We start from the raw sequence: 15,939 nt of genomic DNA, 5'->3' as shown, positions 1-15,939 counted from the left end.
CATAGCTCTGCCAACAACATGTTAGAATTGCGGCTTATTGAACCATGTCTGAATTTGCTTCGGACAAGTTTGTTCAATCTTGCGTAATTCGCTAGCTTCGTTTAACTAGCTGTTTCAAACGCAGCAATTAATATATCGTAACAACAAAGACACCCGAATAGATCCGGGTGTCTTTGTTAAATAGAAACTATTTCTTGCTGCGTATTCTAAGGTTATGTAGTTCCCATTGTTCATACCAATCTTGAACAACGGCAGGAAGACCAATACTTAGATCGCCTTTCAATAATTCCGTCAGATTCTTGTATTGTTCTTCCACTGCGGATCGTTCCCCAATACTGTCGTAGACCTTCATTAATCCTAAATGTCCTTGTTCAAAATAGGGCTGAAGCTGTACTACCTTTTGATACACAGTGACAGCTTCGGGAACTCTGTTGTTGTCGATATAGAACTGGGCCATTCCCATAGCATGGTGTAGCCAAATGGTGCGCAGACGTTGTCGTTCGCCCTCCGCCCACAAATAATCGTAATCTCCAAAATAATCCCCTGAATAAAGCTCAAATAACCTTTGATGTTCTGCACAATTGTCCTCTCCAATGGATTCGAGTGCAAGAATGTTGTGCTCCCACTGGGCTGCATCGATTAGAAGCGGCCCGGTCTCAAGCGTATACCCTTCTCCGCCACTGACGTTGCTGATATGCAGATCTACCTCACTCTGCTTTAAACATTGTCGTACTTGATAAATGGTTGTGTAGAGATGGGTAGAAGCCTTTTTAAGGTTGAAATCTGGCCATAGTAGGTCAATCAGGGTATCTTTACTGACGAATCGATTGCGATTATGAAGCAAGAAAGCAAACAATTCTTGTGCCTTAGAAGTTCTCCAACGGAGATTGTTTAAAGGTTGTCCTCCTCGTTCAAAACGCAGCGATTGAAAACAACGAATCGTTAGTTCATGTGCTACCTCTTTGCTTTTTGGTGCAAACTTCAATCTGTCCTCCAAGCGTTGTACTGTTTTGAATAAACGGTCATGTCGCACGGGCTTCAAAATATAATCAATCGCATTTAACTCAAAGGCTTCCACTGCATATTGGTTATACGCGGTCACGAAAACGATATTAGCGTTTGGACACACCTCTTGCAGAATTGCGGCAGCTTGAAGTCCGCTCACTTCAGGCATTTCAATATCAATAAAAATAACGTCAGGCTCCAAGGCTGGAGCTTCTTGTATAGCTTGAACAGGATCTGTATAGGACGCGATGATATGAACAGCTTCCATTTCTTTTAACATGAATTCTAACTTTACGAGAGCAAGACGTTCATCGTCCACCAATACTGCTTGAATCATTGTTATTTCACCACTCAATATAGTATTTTTTAGCAAAAAACAATAAACTCTTCTTTATTTTTCGTTTTATTATAGTCTGTCTGTGACTAGGTATTTTTGTGATTCATATTTCTTTTTTCAGAAGGGATTATGAAACTTACTGAAGTACCTAGCCCTTCCTTGCTTTTAATTTGCAAACCCTTAGCATAGACACGTAACAAGCGTTTATGTGTATTAAGAAATCCAATCCCTCTTGTTACATTAGACTGACTGCTCAGCAGTTGCTGAAGTTGCTCGGAAGTCATACCTTTACCATTATCAGCGATTGTAATCTCGATGTCATCAGCTAGTTCTTTGATGGATATTGAAAGCGTACCTCCTTTGGAGCGGCTTAATATACCATGCCTAACGGCATTTTCAACGAGTGGCTGAATGGTCAAGGGAGGTAACTGAAAATGTAGATTTTCTGTTAACTCCCAGTTGATGGTCATCCTGTCCTCAAAGCGCTCTTTCTCTATGTACAGATAGGCACGGACAAGCTCAAGCTCGTGTTCAATCGGTATCATCGGCTCAGCGTTCAAGAAGTTAAAGCTTAAGCGTAAATAAGAGCTAAAGGCATCAATAAGGTGACCCATACGCTGTGTATCAAAAGATGCCAGAGCAGATATAGAATTTAATGTGTTGAATAAAAAATGTGGTTGTATTTGCGCTTGAAGATATGCTGCTTCCAGACGAAGCCGTTCACTTACGGACTGTTTTAAGTCTGTTAAGGAACGTACCCGTCCTCTTAGCTCCATAGCGTTCATGGGTTTCATTACATAGTCGTTCGCGCCCGAAACAAATCCGGTGTAGATATCTTCCGGCTGGCTACGTGCGGTCAGAAGTAGAATAGGAAGCTCAGCTATAGTAAAACGTTCACGAATTCTCTGTGTTAATTCATAGCCGGACATCTGGGGCATCATTACATCTGTAATGATTAAATCCCATTGATCAGTATCCAGTTTTATTAAAGCATCAATTCCACTGGTTACCGTAACCATTTCATAGTCTTTGATGGACAGTACGCTAGTAAGGATTTTCAGATTAACCGGGTCATCGTCAACAGCCAAAATCTTAGGTCTTCTTCCATCCGTTGAAGTAGCAGATGTAGTGTTAAATTCGGATAGCCTAATATGAGATAGTTTGTCCGTGTATTCAGTCACTGTTGAGAATTCTAAATTGAATTTTTGAATGTTTGAATCGGATAGAGGCATAGTAAAAGTAAAAGTAGAGCCTTTGCCAAGTGAAGATTTTACGCTAATCTCTCCACCGTGAAGTTCAACTAACTGTTTACAAATACTTAAGCCCAATCCAATTCCACCACTTATTGCTGTCACGCTTGAGTCACCCTGTTCATAGGGTTGGAAGGCTCTAAGCTGTGTTTCCTCGTTCATTCCAATGCCAGTATCCGTAATATGGATGCGCGCCACACCCTTATGAATATCCGCATGGACCCTAACTGAGCCTACACTCGTATATTTCACAGCATTTTGAAGCAGATTGAACAAAATCTGAATGAGTCTTTTCTCATCTGCCACAATAGAAGGAAACGAGTCGGGAATCTCCGAGATTAGTGTAATGTGCTTACCTTCCGTTAGGAACTTGAGCATATCGAGTACGCCAACAGCTACGGATTGAATGGGAACATTTCTTAACTGTAATTGAATGTTGCTTTCACGAAGCTGTGATTGATCTAGAAGATCGTTTATCAGTAAAGACATACGTCTTCCGACGGTAATTAGCAGTTCTAGATTACTTGCGTTCTGATGCATTAAAGAGTCTCTCTCACTGTCTAAGACGGTCTCAGCAATATTAATGATGCTATGTAGGGGGTTTTTCAGCTCGTGAGAGGTATTAGCTAGGAAATCATCCTTTTGCGTAACGGTTCTTTGCAGGCTTTTTGCCAGATTTTCAGTCTGTTTAGTATTCCAGAAATAGCGCTTAAACCCAAAAGTCGCAAAGCATAAAAAGGCAATAATCAGGTCGAAAGGATAATAGGTAACGTCAACCAGATCGAAATTTTTGAACAATCCCCAATGATTGCTGTTAATGATGGCTAGGATAGATAGCAATAGAAAAATAGAGCCATCGTTGTTTTTAAGCGCAGATTTCAGAAAGAGAACTACAACTTCTAATGATAGAACGAATATATTGATGAAAAAAAGAAGCGTATATGATTCGTAATAGTGGACAACGGGACCGAGCAGTATGAAAAGGATATGTACCAAGGATAAGCTGGTCAGGATCCGAACGCTTTTAATTTTTAAATTATGGAACATTAGTTGCTTGCTTGTCAGTAAGATGAATATAAAAGCCATAATATTAGATATGATTAATAGTTTTAAGCTCCATTGGTAGTTTAAGGGAAGCATATGCAGCAAAAGCTTGTCATCATCAATAAGTACTGTAGTTATAGCGGAAATTACCAACAGAAAAAAATAGATCAACATCTTTTGCCGTGGACCAATGGTATATAATATTGCTGCATAGACTGCATGAAGTAGAAGTACTACACATAATAACAGTTGAAGGCCTATGGAAACGATCCGCTGATGTGTTAAGGTTTTTTCGTTACCAAATAAAATGGGTTTAAAAATACCACCTGTATGAGCTAAAGAGTAGTTGGCTACATGAATCACAATTTCAATCTCAGTCTTATCCGTTGTAAAAGTTACGGAGTAAGGTAATACACGAGCAACATAGTCTTCTTTATTGGCAGATGGAGAACCTGAATTTCCCAGTAGTTCACCATTGATATATATTTCCGAAGAAGTCCGAACCCCGGATATGAGTATGCCATAAGACTGCTTTTCGTTTTTATCTACAAGAATCCGTAACCGATAGGAGCCGTAGCCTAAAGCAGACTTTTCGCCATTATGAATGGCATCGTTCCACTGATCCGGGACTTGTATATATTTTTTAGGGGGAGCTTTGTTTAGAGATTCTTTATTGAAAGTGGGAAGCAGCGTATTAGGATAGAACTCCCATTGGCCTTTTAAGGTAAGGAGCTTGTCTTGATTTAAGTCTTTATTCCGTAAATCGAGAACTCCTTTGACTAATTGTGGTTGTATGGCATGAGGCGATGCCCAAACCCATAGGAAGCGAAATCCAGTAAGTATAGTAAGAAATAGCACGATAATTAGAAAGAGTTTTCGTTTAGTCATAGTAATTAAACATTATTCGACAAAAAACAATATATTCCTTTCACAAAAATATTTCAAAAATTTTAAAAAAAGTTACGGCAAAGTTGCAGGGGATTAGAATTGGCTGGCGTCTAACGTTATGTAGGTGAAGGAGGGGAGAAAGCTGGAAGAGAAGGAATGGATTTCTGCTGTGCTGAACGGTGAGCATCAGGCCTTTGGGCATTTGGTGACACGTTATCAAGGCATGGTATACAGAGTGTGCGTCAAGATTACTGGAGAAGCCGAATCGGCCAAAGATATGGCCCAAGAGGTTTTTATAAAAGCATACAAAGCGCTCCCCTCCTTCAGAGGACAATCTACCTTCTCGACATGGCTTTATCGGATAGCCTATCGAACCTGTCTGGACTGGAAACGGGCCAATGATAGGGAGTGGAGGCATCGGAGTGCGGCTGATTACACTGAGAATGATTGGGTAACATCTCAAACACCAGAGCAAGAGGTGCTAGAGCAGGAACAATCAGCTGAGCTGGGTGAGAATGTGAACAGCCTTGCGGAACCGTACCGGTCGGTCGTACAGCTGTACTATTTTCAGCGAAATTCTTATCAAGAGATAGCGGAGCAAAAAGGTGTTTCCGTTAAGACTATCGAATCGCAGCTTTATCGTGCCAGACAGATGATGCGTAGACAAAGGGAGGAATTGCGATGAATTGTGCAATAGTGAAGGAATGGATGCCACATTACATTGACGGCCTACTGTCTCCAGATATGGAGCTGAGTATCCGGTTGCACATACAATCCTGTCCTGATTGCGCGCAGTGGCTGGAGGAAGCTAAGGAAATGTCCGCTCTTTGGTCAGAAATGGAAACGGACAGTGAATATCAGCATGAACAGATGGACTTTCCAGATCTCGCAGCAGGTGTTATGGCCCATATCGAGCAGCTCGAAACAGGACGCAGAGAGCGAGCGGTTAAAGCGACAAGCGTAAGACGTCGCTATGCTCCTAGAACATCTTGGATGCATTATGCGGTGGCTGCCTGCTTGAGCTTCTTATTGTTACAGTTTGGCGTTTTTGAGAATTTGGCTTATGGGATTACTGAAATTAATGGTCATGTGTCGAATTCGGTGACCCAATGGTTTGGTGGTTTTAGAAAATAGTCATAAAGAGATTTATAAATAATAGATGGATTCAGGTAAACTGAAAAGTTTATGCTATCCAAATTTTAGGAGGATGTATTATGATTAAGAAGAGACGTTGGCTCACTTTTATGCTAGCTATGGTTCCTGGTGTAGGTCATTTGTACTTAGGTTTCAAAAAGCAGGGGCTGCAGTTTATGATCGGGGCTTCCTTATGTATTATGTTTATTCCGTCTGAGCCCATGATCTTCCCTTTTGCGCTAGCTGCACTATGGTTTTACCAATTGTTTGATGCCCTGCAGAAAGCGGCTTGGATGAAAATAACTGCAGCCGAACATGAGCGTATGATGTTCCATCCTGACAGCTTCGGAGAACCTTGGACGATGGGGATGTCCTCTATGCCGGGTTACCCACATGAAGATGTGAATCCGGCTTGGGTTGGTGTTGGATGTGTTGTTGCCGGTTTCCTTATGCTGGTGATCTCAGCATTTCCGACGCTTTGGAGAATGTTAATTGAGATTAACATTGGTACGATCTTGCTATCACTGGGTCTGATTGCGTACGGTCTGAAGATGCTAAGAAACAATACGAGAGCGTAAGAAACGGGGATTTGACTATGGGGAGATGGAAAATCGGGAGTTTTACTGCAGCTATAGGCTGCATTGCACTTGGTGTCATTATTGTGATGGCTCAGTATAATATGATCAGCTATGAAGTACTTGGTTATTTATGGCCAGCACTGTTGATCTTGTTCGGACTCGAGATGTTGCTAAGATTGTTTATCAAATCCGATGCCAAAAGTCGTGTGAGCGGTTGGGCAATCCTATTGATCATCCTGTTGGTTGGAGCAAGCAGTGCACAGAGCGTAATGGCCGGCGGCTCACTTAGCAGTTTAATCGGGAATACACATTTAACTCCACTAAGCGGCAATGTCGAAGTGAAAGACAATATTACGACGCTGAAAATCGTACTTCCAAGTGGAAAAGTAAAGGTCGAGGGAATAGATGGAAGCTCATTGGATTATGAGGGAAGCTTACTCCTACCTGGAAAATCGCAAAGTGAAGCCGAAAGTGCGTTGGAAAAGAAATGGAAAGTAAAAACTGAGGGAGATACACTGATTATGGAGCTTGATACAGATCATAATTGGTTCTCTAATATTCAGTTTGGATTTAATACTAAAAGTCCTTATTTAAATGTAAGTGTACCTAGCAGCCTTGCCGTTGAGGTAGATACTAGTGACGGGTCAATAGAAGCCTGGGATTTAAAGTCTGGCTTAGTGGTTGATACTAGTAATGGGGTTATAAATATTCATGATGTTGCTGGCGGAGTTGAAGCAGATACCAGCAATGGCTCACTGACTGTTCAGAACATCCAAGGTGGAGCGCAGCTCAAAAGCTCTAATGGTGCGATTATATTGGATAATATAGATGGAGCGTTGACGGCAAAGAGCAGCAACGGCAAGATCACTATTAATTCAGCAGTGACTGGAAAATGGAAATGTTCGTCTAGTAACGGAAAGATTACGGTGGGGTTGCCAACTGTGTCCGATGCGAAGATTACAGCGGATACTAGCAATGGCTCACTGAAGGGGAATGTCCCTTGGGATCTAGACGGGGACAGCTTTGGCACTGCCATTCTTGGTAAAGGAACTTATACTGTGGACCTAAGTACGAGTAATGGAAGTGTAACCGTGGACACAGCTGAATAAGTACGAACAATAAAGGGAGTTAAGGCTTCAGCGATTGGTTCTGCTGAAGCTTTAGCGCCCTTTTTCAAATTATAAGAAACCTACCAAGCGTAAGCTTTAGGAGCTTCTCCGCCCGGTCCTGGGAAGATCTCATCTAAACGTTTAAGGACAGATTCATCTAGCACAATCTCAAGACTGCGCAGTGCACTCTCGAATTGCTCTAGTGTGCGTGGTCCAATAATTGGTGCGGTTACAGCAGGATTGGCTAATAACCATGCTAGTGCTACATTATCTTGTGGTTCCCCAAGCTCCATACATAAGCTTGCAAAAGCCTCAAGCTGATCTTTGTATTGCTCTACGCGCTCAGCATTTCCTCCACTGCGGCTGCCTTCTATTTTCTTAAGTGCATTGCGTCCAAGAAGACCTCCATCCAGTGGGCTCCAAGGAATAACGCCTAGTCCATGATGGAGAGAGGAGGGTAATACTTCAAGTTCAGGAAGGCGACAGGTGAGGCTGTATTTATGCTGCTCAGAAATCAAACCTAAAAAGCCACGTGCCTTCGCTTCTTGTTGGGCTACAGCGATATCCCATCCCGCAAAGTTACTGGAGCCGACATAACCAATCTTTCCTTGGTTTACAGCAAGCTCAAAAGCCCCCCACAGCTCGTCCCAAGAGACACTACGGTCAACGTGATGCATCTGGTACAATTCAATATGATCGGTCTGGAGACGCTGCAGAGACCCCTCTAGATGGCGGCGTATAATATAAGATGATAGTCCACCCTCATCATTAGGGCCATCGAGCTTATCGCTCATTGCACCGTATACCTTGGTAGCTAACACGACCTTTTCACGTCGCCCACCACCCTGCTTAAACCAACGACCAATAATCGTTTCTGTTAAACCGGAATTCTCACCCCAACCATAAATGTTAGCGGTATCAAAAAAATTAACACCTGCGTCGAGTGCAGCGTCCATAATACGGAAGGCTTCTTGTTCATCTGTTTGTGGGCCGAAGTTCATTGTTCCGAGACATAGCCGACTGACCTTCATACCGGATTTGCCAAGCTTAGCATATTGCACTTCGCATTCACTCCTTAGGTAGATGATTTCAACTTAATTGTAAACATCTTATTAACCAAGGGCAAATTTTCCAAGTCCTTCTCTGGTGCTCAATAGCGTAGTTTTATGTTTTCAAAAACTTTTTTTAGCTTACAACGTATTTACAATGGGAAAAATATCATAATGGAGGGAATACTATGAAAAAGAGCTTCAGTATTATTTTTGCAGCAATTATCGGAATGCTTGTATTCACAAATCAGTCCTATGCTAATCCATCGAAGTCACCTCCAAGCTTGGACAGTACAGATACGCTTTATGTTAGTACCGAACTCGTCGCAATCATTGATCATAGCACTAACAAAGCTGACGTAGTAAATGTAACAACAAATAAGGTAGTCAACCTATCAAACGATACTCATACGATTCTCGACCTTAACGTGATGAAGAATCCGCAAAAAATAGTGCTACTCAAGAAATCAAATGGCAACGCAATTACGAAAACGGTCTTTACCTATGCTGGAGAGCAGATTAGTAAAACAGAAATACCGCTTAAAGGTGCGGCAGACAAAATCAAATGGGTTGCTCCTACGGGGAAAGTAAACGAACGAATCATGGTTCAATTTGGAGATTCCTTTAATCTTTATCAGTATCCTTGGAAGATGCCAAGTGTAAGCTTTAACGCTAAGATTAACGATACCGGATATGAAAGTGTAAACGTTCAGGGTTGGGATTTTGTTGGATATCCTTATTTAGCTATAAAGTATCAAGCACAAGGTATAATGAGCGATGATTTCTTTGTGAGAACAATTAATTTATTTCACCATAATGAAAAAATGTTAAAAGACTTTAATACTGACATTAAGCTTAAATTTAATGGTGCAAATTTGGCAGTATACACATCATACATTTACCAGCCTGCTCCAGCTAACGCGAAGCGTCCTGTTTCAGATGATTCTCAGAACGTGTTCCGTTTGATGAATGTTGCAACAGGAAGCGCAGTAACCTCTATTAAGCAAGCTTTTAAAGAAGAGGGTAATCTTTCGGGGTGGAAGACGGACTTTATTAACAATCAAGTGTTTGTTGGGGATGTATTAGAACAAACCTGGTCGTTATTTTCGCAAGAAGGCGCTCAGATCGTAAAAGATCAAAAATGGCCTGAAAATGGGAAAAGTAAATTTTTGAATTATAATCTAACTACAAAAACTGCTTATTTCCTGGAATATTCTGCTGGTGAAATTTCAGTAATTGCAAATCCAATTCATTAATAAAACATGAAAGCGCAGAGTCGCCAAAGGGATATATCTGGCGGCTTTTTCATTACTTAAGAAAATCTTCCTTCAAAATAAGTATCCTATAGGCTATGCCTATCAACTCAATAGAATCTATATCTTTGTCCTTTACGACTGGGTATGATACAACAATATAAAGAAGAACTATGTCTGTTAGAGCAGACCACTTGAGGAGTGACTGAGATGAGTGAGGTTAAAAAAATCGCCGTAATCGCAGGGGACGGTATTGGACCTGAAGTAGTAGCTGAAGCAGAAAAAGTATTGAAAGCAACGGAAGAAGTATTTGGTTATGCTTTTGAAACGGAGCACGCTCTTTTTGGAGGCATTGCAATAGACGAAAGAGGCACACCGCTGCCGGAAGATACACTGGAAATCTGTCGCAGTGCTGACGCCGTATTACTGGGCGCTGTAGGCGGACCGAAGTGGGATAACAATTCTAAGGAGCTTCGTCCTGAAACCGGATTGCTTGGCATTCGCAAAGCACTTGGATTGTTCTCAAACTTACGTCCAGCAGTCGTATTCGATTGCCTTAAGGACGCTTCGACATTGAAGCCAGAAGTGCTGGAAGGTACCGATCTTATGGTCGTTCGTGAGCTGACTGGTGGGATTTATTTTGGAGATAAACTGCGTCGTCAAGGTGAACATGGTGAAGAAGCAGTGGATACCTGTGTATATAACGTAATGGAAGTGGAACGAATTGTACGTCAGGCTTTTGAGATTGCTGGCAAGCGTCGCAATAAGCTGGCAAGTGTTGATAAAGCGAATGTACTTGAAACTTCACGGTTATGGCGTGAGGTCGTAAATAAGATTGCTCCAGAATATCCTGAGGTAGAGGTTGAGCATGTACTCGTTGATAACTGCGCAATGCAGCTGCTGCGTCGTCCAGCTAGCTTTGATGTTATCGTTACCGAGAACATGTTTGGTGACATTCTGAGCGACGAGGCTGCGATGTTGACAGGCTCTATCGGTATGCTTGCTTCCGCTTCGATGGGCGATGGTAACTACGGTCTCTACGAGCCCGTTCACGGCTCCGCACCTGATATTGCCGGACAAGGACTTGCGAACCCGATTGCAACAATCCTGTCCTTAGCACTAATGTACCGTTTAACCTTTGGTTATGAGGATGCGGCTGCTGCGATAGAGGCTGCAGTAGCTGAAGTATTGGATGCAGGACACCGTACAAGTGATATCGCCGTAGATAAGAGCAAAGCGATCAGTACATCTGAAATGGGCGACCTGATTGTTGCAGCTATCCGCAAAGCATAATATAATCTAATTTCTAATTACGATTATAGGGGGATTTGTCTAAGATTGACTTTGATTTTGTACGATGATACCATTTGATATGTAGACAAGATGTAAATTATTCCAGCATTTCACGACAAGAAATGGTTGGTTTCTTACATAATCAAAGGAGGATTTTGGCAATGGCTGAACGTTTAGTAGGTAGACCAGCTCCAGATTTTACTATGCAAACCGTATCAGGTGATGGTAAGGATTTTGGTAAAGTAAGTCTGTCCGACTATCGTGGCAAATGGCTGGTATTCTTCTTTTATCCTCTGGACTTCACTTTTGTATGTCCGACTGAAATCACAGCTCTCAGTGAAGCGGCTGCGCAGTTCGAAGCGCTTGATACAGAAATTCTTGGCGCAAGTGTTGATTCGATCCACAGCCACAAAGCATGGATCAATACACCTAAGGATTCGAATGGTCTTGGCCGTTTGAATTTCCCGCTTGCTGCTGATATTACTAAACAAGTTGCTAAAGACTACGGCATTCTGATTGAAGAAGAAGGAATTGCATTGCGTGGATTGTTCATCATTGATCCTGAAGGTGAATTGAAATATCAGGTCGTTAATCACAATGATGTAGGTCGCAGCGTAGAAGAAACACTTCGTGTCCTGCAAGCCCTGCAATCTGGTGGCTTATGCCCAATGAACTGGAAACCAGGTGACAGAAACCTTTAAATGTTGTTCTGCTATTATCTGATCTTTGATATTCTGATTTCGACCTCCTTGCAGAAGTTTTTTCTGTAAGGAGGTTTTTTGCACCAAAAAAGGCTTAAATAAAAAATGGATTTGAAAATAGGCGTGAAAAGTTATATTATGTCCTCGAGTGGAGGAATCTCCATTGGGGTAATGTAATACAATAATAAAAACTCAGATGGGTTAGTTATTCTAAGGAGGGTGAACAAATATGAGCTTTTGCTGTGGAGCGAGTATGGTAGGAACAAAGGGAACCCTTAAACATTATCGCACGCAAGTCCATAATGTTCCCCTGCTTTTTTGTCCGGTATGTCATCGTGTAGAGGTTCACTATAAGGTCGAAAACGAGTATGAGATCTTGGCGGAATACGCACATGGAGACGGTGTTACTGATGTGGATTTTCAGGACTATGTCATGGAAGACGAAACTGCAATATTCGAGAATGTCATTAACATCGAGAGTGAAGAGCCTCTAGCTATTGTGCGGAGTCAGATCGATATGGCGCTTGACCTGCTTGCTGTAGCCAAACAGATTGAGGATACGAAGTGGGAACGGGAATTGAAGAAAAGATTAGCTGTGATGAGTCAAAGACGCCTTCGTCTGCAACAGAAAGCGTAAGATTATTTACAATTTGGGTCTGACCCATTTCTTTATCAAGGCCTTCGCAACCGCGAGGGCCTTTAGCTTTTTCTATTTTCTTTTAAAAGAGTTTAAATCATTTGAACGAACTAATAGTGATAAATATAATTTGATGTGATATTTTATATGTCTTTGGAATCATTTTATGAATTTTTTTATCATTCGACAGTTTCTCTGATTGCGTTGTCTACTTCACTTGGATATGATTGGAATATAATTGAACCGGTTGGAAAAAGTGCAACGATTACCGAATGTTCTGGCGGCTTCGTCATATACTCAAATACATAGTAATTTGATGTCGCTTTAGCGTCTTCGTCAAATGCAGTAAAAGGGGGAACTTCGTATCGTGATTAGCCAATATCAAGAAAGTCTTCTATTACCGGGAAGAACCTATCAGTCAGGGCCTGTGGATACTACATACGAGGATGTACTAGAGAATATTGACAGCGGAATCATGCTTTTTGATGAAGAGGGAGTTATAAGTTTTGTAAATAAGCAAATGTACGGGATGCTAGAATTAACCCGTCACTCCCTTGTCGGCTGTACAATATCACACTTATTATCTAACGTTAGACTAAGCCGCTTTAAGAAAAAGCAAGTACTGCAAAGCTATAGAGAGATGGTATACAAAGGAAAATCAAATTATGAATTTTTAGACGAGTATGGCCGTTACTGGAAGGTTACATTATGCTGTGGAGAGCAAATGAAGGGTTGTTATTTGTTTACAGTTAAAGAAATCTCCGATTATAAGTTGATTGAGCAAACGGCTTACCAGAACGATAGTTTGGCTATGCTAGGTAAATTATCTGCATCTATTGCACATGAAATCCGGAATCCATTAACTGCAATTCGTGGATTTATTCAATTGCTTCACCCGCATCTACAGCAGCTTGGGAAGCAGGAATACGGCAAGATAATCTTGGCGGAGATCGATCGTGCGAACGATATCATTCATGAATTCCTTACTTCCTCCAAGCCGTCAGTTCCTCAAGTGGGGATGATTCCTGTGTCAGCTTTACTCAAGGAAGTAGTGCTGCTTACAGAGAGTGAAGCCCTGATGAAAGGTTGCCAGATCAATCTACATCCTTTTCAGGAGGGAGATATGATGATTTCTGGAGATGTGAAACAAATGAAACAGGTAGTCCTTAACCTGATTAGAAACGCTATGGAGGCCGTTACGGATAGAGCAGATGGTCTAATGGGTAAAATAGAGGTTGGAGCCCACAGAGAGGGTTCTGAGGTCCGTATGTTCATCTCTGATAACGGAAAGGGAATGGATATCCGTACACTGGACAGGTTATTTAGTCCATTTTTTACAACTAAGGAGAATGGGACAGGGCTAGGGCTTTCCGTGAGTGACAGAATCATCAAAAATCATGGCGGATGCATTTCTGTCAGTAGTAGAGTTAATGAAGGTACTCATTTTGTAATCTCATTGCCATTAATCCATTAGTACATTCGATTAGAATATAAAGTGTTTAAGAGGCTGATCCCTGCGGATAATACAGATGCAGAGATCAGCCTTGCTTATGTTACAATGGGGGTTGGTTTTGGGAGACAAATGGAGGTAGACACAATGAATATAGAATTTAATAGTGGCAGTGCCATTAATGAAATACAGGGTGATGCCCTTATTCTTATCATCTCTGAGTCGGAAGCCCAACATGGAGGCCTCTCAGAGAGGTGGAATGACAGAATTCGATTATTAGGAAAGTCAGGTCTTTTTAGTGGGAAGCTGAATCAGACTTATGTACTGCCATTAGATTATCCATCCGGTTGTCCTGTAGCTATTTTAGTTGGAAAAGGCGACCAATTACTTAGTACTGAAGACCTACGTCAAATGGCGGTTCAGATAGCACGTGCAGCACTTCGATTGAAGGCAATACAGCTAGTGTTTCAGTTGCCTGAAGGTGTTCAGGAGCTAACAGAAGATAAGGATATCGTATCTATTGCCTATACGTTGTCTGAGGGGTTGTCACTTGGTTCCTATCGTCGTCCCACCTATAAGCAGGAGGAATCTCAATATACAGGTCCAAAATCGGTTATTTTTATTATCGAGAAGAAGCCAGCGGATACTTTCGAGCGTGACTGGAATCTGGGCATGCAGAGAGGGCTGGCTTTTGGTGAGGCTACGAATCTGGCACGGAACTTGACGAATATGCCCGGCAATCTGCTGACTCCATCTGACCTAGCTATGGCCGCTATAGAAGTTGCTGAACGTTATGGATTTCCTTCCGAAGTGCTGGATGAACGGGAAATTGAGCAAAAAGGAATGGGCGGATTGCTCGCAGTCGGAAAAGGAAGTGTAAACCCTCCGCGAATGATCGTCATCCGTTACCAGGGAACGGGGCACTGGGATAATGTAGTGGGGCTGGTCGGTAAAGGGATTACTTTTGATACGGGGGGAATTTCCTTAAAAAGAGCTCCAGGCATGGAAGAGTTAATCAGTGATATGGGAGGCGCAGCGGCGGTGCTTGGAGTTATGGAGGCATTAGGCCGATTACGTCCACGAATTAATGTCGTAATGGTCATTCCATCCGCTGAGAATATGCCATCTGCTAATGCCTTTAAACCCGGGGATATCATTACATCAATGAGCGGAAGAACCATAGAAGTATTGAATACCGATGCAGAAGGCAGACTTGTACTTGGGGATGCGCTGACCTATGCCCGGGAATGGGGAGCGAAACGAGTTATTGATGTCGCTACGCTGACAGGTGCAGTGTTGTCGACATTAGGAGATATAGCTACAGGTGCTGTTACTAACAACGAGGAATTTATGGAGCAGTTTCTGACAGCAGCTAATGTTTCGGGTGAAAAAATATGGCAGCTTCCGGTTTACCCGGAATTCCGCGAAATGCTAAAGAGCGAAGTGGCCGATATCCGTAACACCGCAGGAAGATTCGGGGGAGCCACTACCGCTGGGTTATTTGTAGGTGAGTTTGCGGAAGGTCTGCCGTGGATACACCTAGATATTGCTGGAACCGCATTTCTTTCTAAAGAACGTGGAGTTAATCCTAGAGGCGGTACAGGAGTCATGGTTCGCACATTGGTTCAGTGGTTGCTCAGCGAAAGCGAATGATTAGCTCTTCATAATCAACAAAAAGAAACCTCGCCCTAGGACAATGGATGGAAGACCGACCATTCCCTAAGGCGAGGTTTCTTTGCTTTTGTAAGAATGCTGAAGATTAAATATTGCCACTGGATTTTTTAGCCTTTGATTGAGAAGTAAAGGATTGAATACTGTTCATTATTTTATCGCGAGTTCCCTTATTCTTCAGTAAATAGGCTACGCCCAATGCGGCTGTTGTGAAAAATGTTTTTTTTGTGTTCATAGTGATTACCTCCTTAGGTATAGTCTGTAGTTGCTTATAACAAACATACCCGAAAGCAATGAAAGCTAAACTATGAACCCTTTCATATAACGGTTAGGCAAGCCTACTTCTTCTTATTAACAGGTGTTGTGCAGCAGGAGAGGGGAGAATCTAAAGACGCTGCAGAACAGGTCTTGCCCTTATCACAGCCAGCGCAAGCGCCTTGCTTGCCCTTTTGCACATGTCGATAGATGATCCAGCCTGAATAACCGAAGATCAGAGTGACGATTAGAACATTTATCATTATGGTGCCCCACTTTCATTAA

The 15,939-nt window shown here is 42.2% G+C and carries 15 protein-coding genes; 10 read left to right on the top strand and 5 right to left on the bottom strand.

Going from position 1 to position 15,939, the window contains the following annotated elements:
* Positions 1–187: 187 nt before the first annotated feature.
* Positions 188–1,342, bottom strand: coding sequence for a response regulator (locus tag ACFWMP_RS08070; protein ID WP_379422954.1), 1,155 nt, complete (start codon positions 1,340–1,342; stop codon positions 188–190).
* Positions 1,343–1,428: 86 nt separating this feature from the next.
* Positions 1,429–4,524, bottom strand: a complete 3,096-nt coding sequence (locus ACFWMP_RS08065; protein WP_339245809.1) for a hybrid sensor histidine kinase/response regulator — start codon at positions 4,522–4,524, stop codon at positions 1,429–1,431.
* A gap of 124 nt (positions 4,525–4,648) precedes the next feature.
* Here ACFWMP_RS08065 and ACFWMP_RS08060 point away from each other — a divergent pair, with 124 nt between their 5' ends.
* The 4 genes from ACFWMP_RS08060 to ACFWMP_RS08045 all read left to right on the top strand — a co-directional run bounded on the left by ACFWMP_RS08060 (position 4,649) and on the right by ACFWMP_RS08045 (position 7,345).
* Positions 4,649–5,209 carry an RNA polymerase sigma factor gene (locus ACFWMP_RS08060; RefSeq protein ID WP_042185733.1) on the top strand — a complete coding sequence of 187 codons (561 nt, stop codon included), beginning with the start codon at positions 4,649–4,651 and terminating at the stop codon, positions 5,207–5,209.
* A complete protein-coding gene (locus ACFWMP_RS08055) occupies positions 5,206–5,658 on the top strand; it encodes an anti-sigma factor family protein (protein WP_042125121.1) in 453 nt (150 codons plus the stop codon). Before ACFWMP_RS08060 ends, ACFWMP_RS08055 begins: the two co-directional genes overlap by 4 nt.
* A gap of 80 nt (positions 5,659–5,738) precedes the next feature.
* Positions 5,739–6,236 carry a hypothetical protein gene (locus ACFWMP_RS08050; protein WP_042185734.1) on the top strand — a complete coding sequence of 166 codons (498 nt, stop codon included), beginning with the start codon at positions 5,739–5,741 and terminating at the stop codon, positions 6,234–6,236.
* A gap of 17 nt (positions 6,237–6,253) precedes the next feature.
* The gene (locus tag ACFWMP_RS08045; RefSeq protein WP_042185736.1) at positions 6,254–7,345 is read left to right on the top strand and encodes a LiaI-LiaF-like domain-containing protein; all 1,092 of its coding nucleotides are present in this window, start codon (positions 6,254–6,256) and stop codon (positions 7,343–7,345) included.
* Positions 7,346–7,425: 80 nt separating this feature from the next.
* Here ACFWMP_RS08045 and ACFWMP_RS08040 read toward each other — a convergent pair whose 3' ends face one another.
* Entirely contained in the window at positions 7,426–8,406 is a 981-nt protein-coding gene (locus tag ACFWMP_RS08040; protein ID WP_042125126.1) for an aldo/keto reductase, read from the bottom strand.
* Between the two features lie 176 nt (positions 8,407–8,582).
* On the opposite strand from ACFWMP_RS08040, the gene ACFWMP_RS08035 reads away from it, so the two are divergent.
* The 6 genes from ACFWMP_RS08035 to ACFWMP_RS08010 all read left to right on the top strand — a co-directional run bounded on the left by ACFWMP_RS08035 (position 8,583) and on the right by ACFWMP_RS08010 (position 15,381).
* A complete protein-coding gene (locus tag ACFWMP_RS08035) occupies positions 8,583–9,650 on the top strand; it encodes a hypothetical protein (RefSeq protein ID WP_379422950.1) in 1,068 nt (355 codons plus the stop codon).
* 207 nt (positions 9,651–9,857) lie between these two features.
* Positions 9,858–10,940 (top strand): 3-isopropylmalate dehydrogenase, encoded by a 1,083-nt coding sequence (gene leuB, locus ACFWMP_RS08030; protein ID WP_042125128.1) that lies wholly within the window; start codon positions 9,858–9,860, stop codon positions 10,938–10,940.
* A gap of 161 nt (positions 10,941–11,101) precedes the next feature.
* A complete protein-coding gene (locus ACFWMP_RS08025) occupies positions 11,102–11,641 on the top strand; it encodes a peroxiredoxin (RefSeq protein ID WP_042125130.1) in 540 nt (179 codons plus the stop codon).
* A gap of 229 nt (positions 11,642–11,870) precedes the next feature.
* Entirely contained in the window at positions 11,871–12,278 is a 408-nt protein-coding gene (locus tag ACFWMP_RS08020; protein WP_042125131.1) for a hypothetical protein, read from the top strand.
* Between the two features lie 367 nt (positions 12,279–12,645).
* Positions 12,646–13,752, top strand: coding sequence for an ATP-binding protein (locus tag ACFWMP_RS08015; RefSeq protein WP_339245822.1), 1,107 nt, complete (start codon positions 12,646–12,648; stop codon positions 13,750–13,752).
* A gap of 123 nt (positions 13,753–13,875) precedes the next feature.
* Complete coding sequence (locus ACFWMP_RS08010) at positions 13,876–15,381, top strand: leucyl aminopeptidase (protein ID WP_379422946.1); 1,506 nt, start codon at positions 13,876–13,878, stop codon at positions 15,379–15,381.
* A 106-nt stretch (positions 15,382–15,487) separates the two neighbouring features.
* On the opposite strand, the gene ACFWMP_RS08005 is transcribed toward ACFWMP_RS08010, so the two are convergent.
* Together ACFWMP_RS08005 and ACFWMP_RS08000 are read right to left on the bottom strand one after the other, a co-directional pair.
* Positions 15,488–15,634 (bottom strand): hypothetical protein, encoded by a 147-nt coding sequence (locus tag ACFWMP_RS08005; protein ID WP_179085847.1) that lies wholly within the window; start codon positions 15,632–15,634, stop codon positions 15,488–15,490.
* A gap of 103 nt (positions 15,635–15,737) precedes the next feature.
* A complete protein-coding gene (locus tag ACFWMP_RS08000) occupies positions 15,738–15,917 on the bottom strand; it encodes a FeoB-associated Cys-rich membrane protein (RefSeq protein ID WP_379422944.1) in 180 nt (59 codons plus the stop codon).
* Between the last annotated feature and the right edge of the window lie 22 nt (positions 15,918–15,939).

The sequence above is a fragment of the Paenibacillus sp. NPDC058367 genome, assembly GCF_042723305.1.
In the GTDB taxonomy this organism is placed as follows: domain Bacteria; phylum Bacillota; class Bacilli; order Paenibacillales; family Paenibacillaceae; genus Paenibacillus_AQ.
Note: the sequence above shows the minus strand (reverse complement) of the source record. Positions and strands in the feature narration are given on the sequence as shown.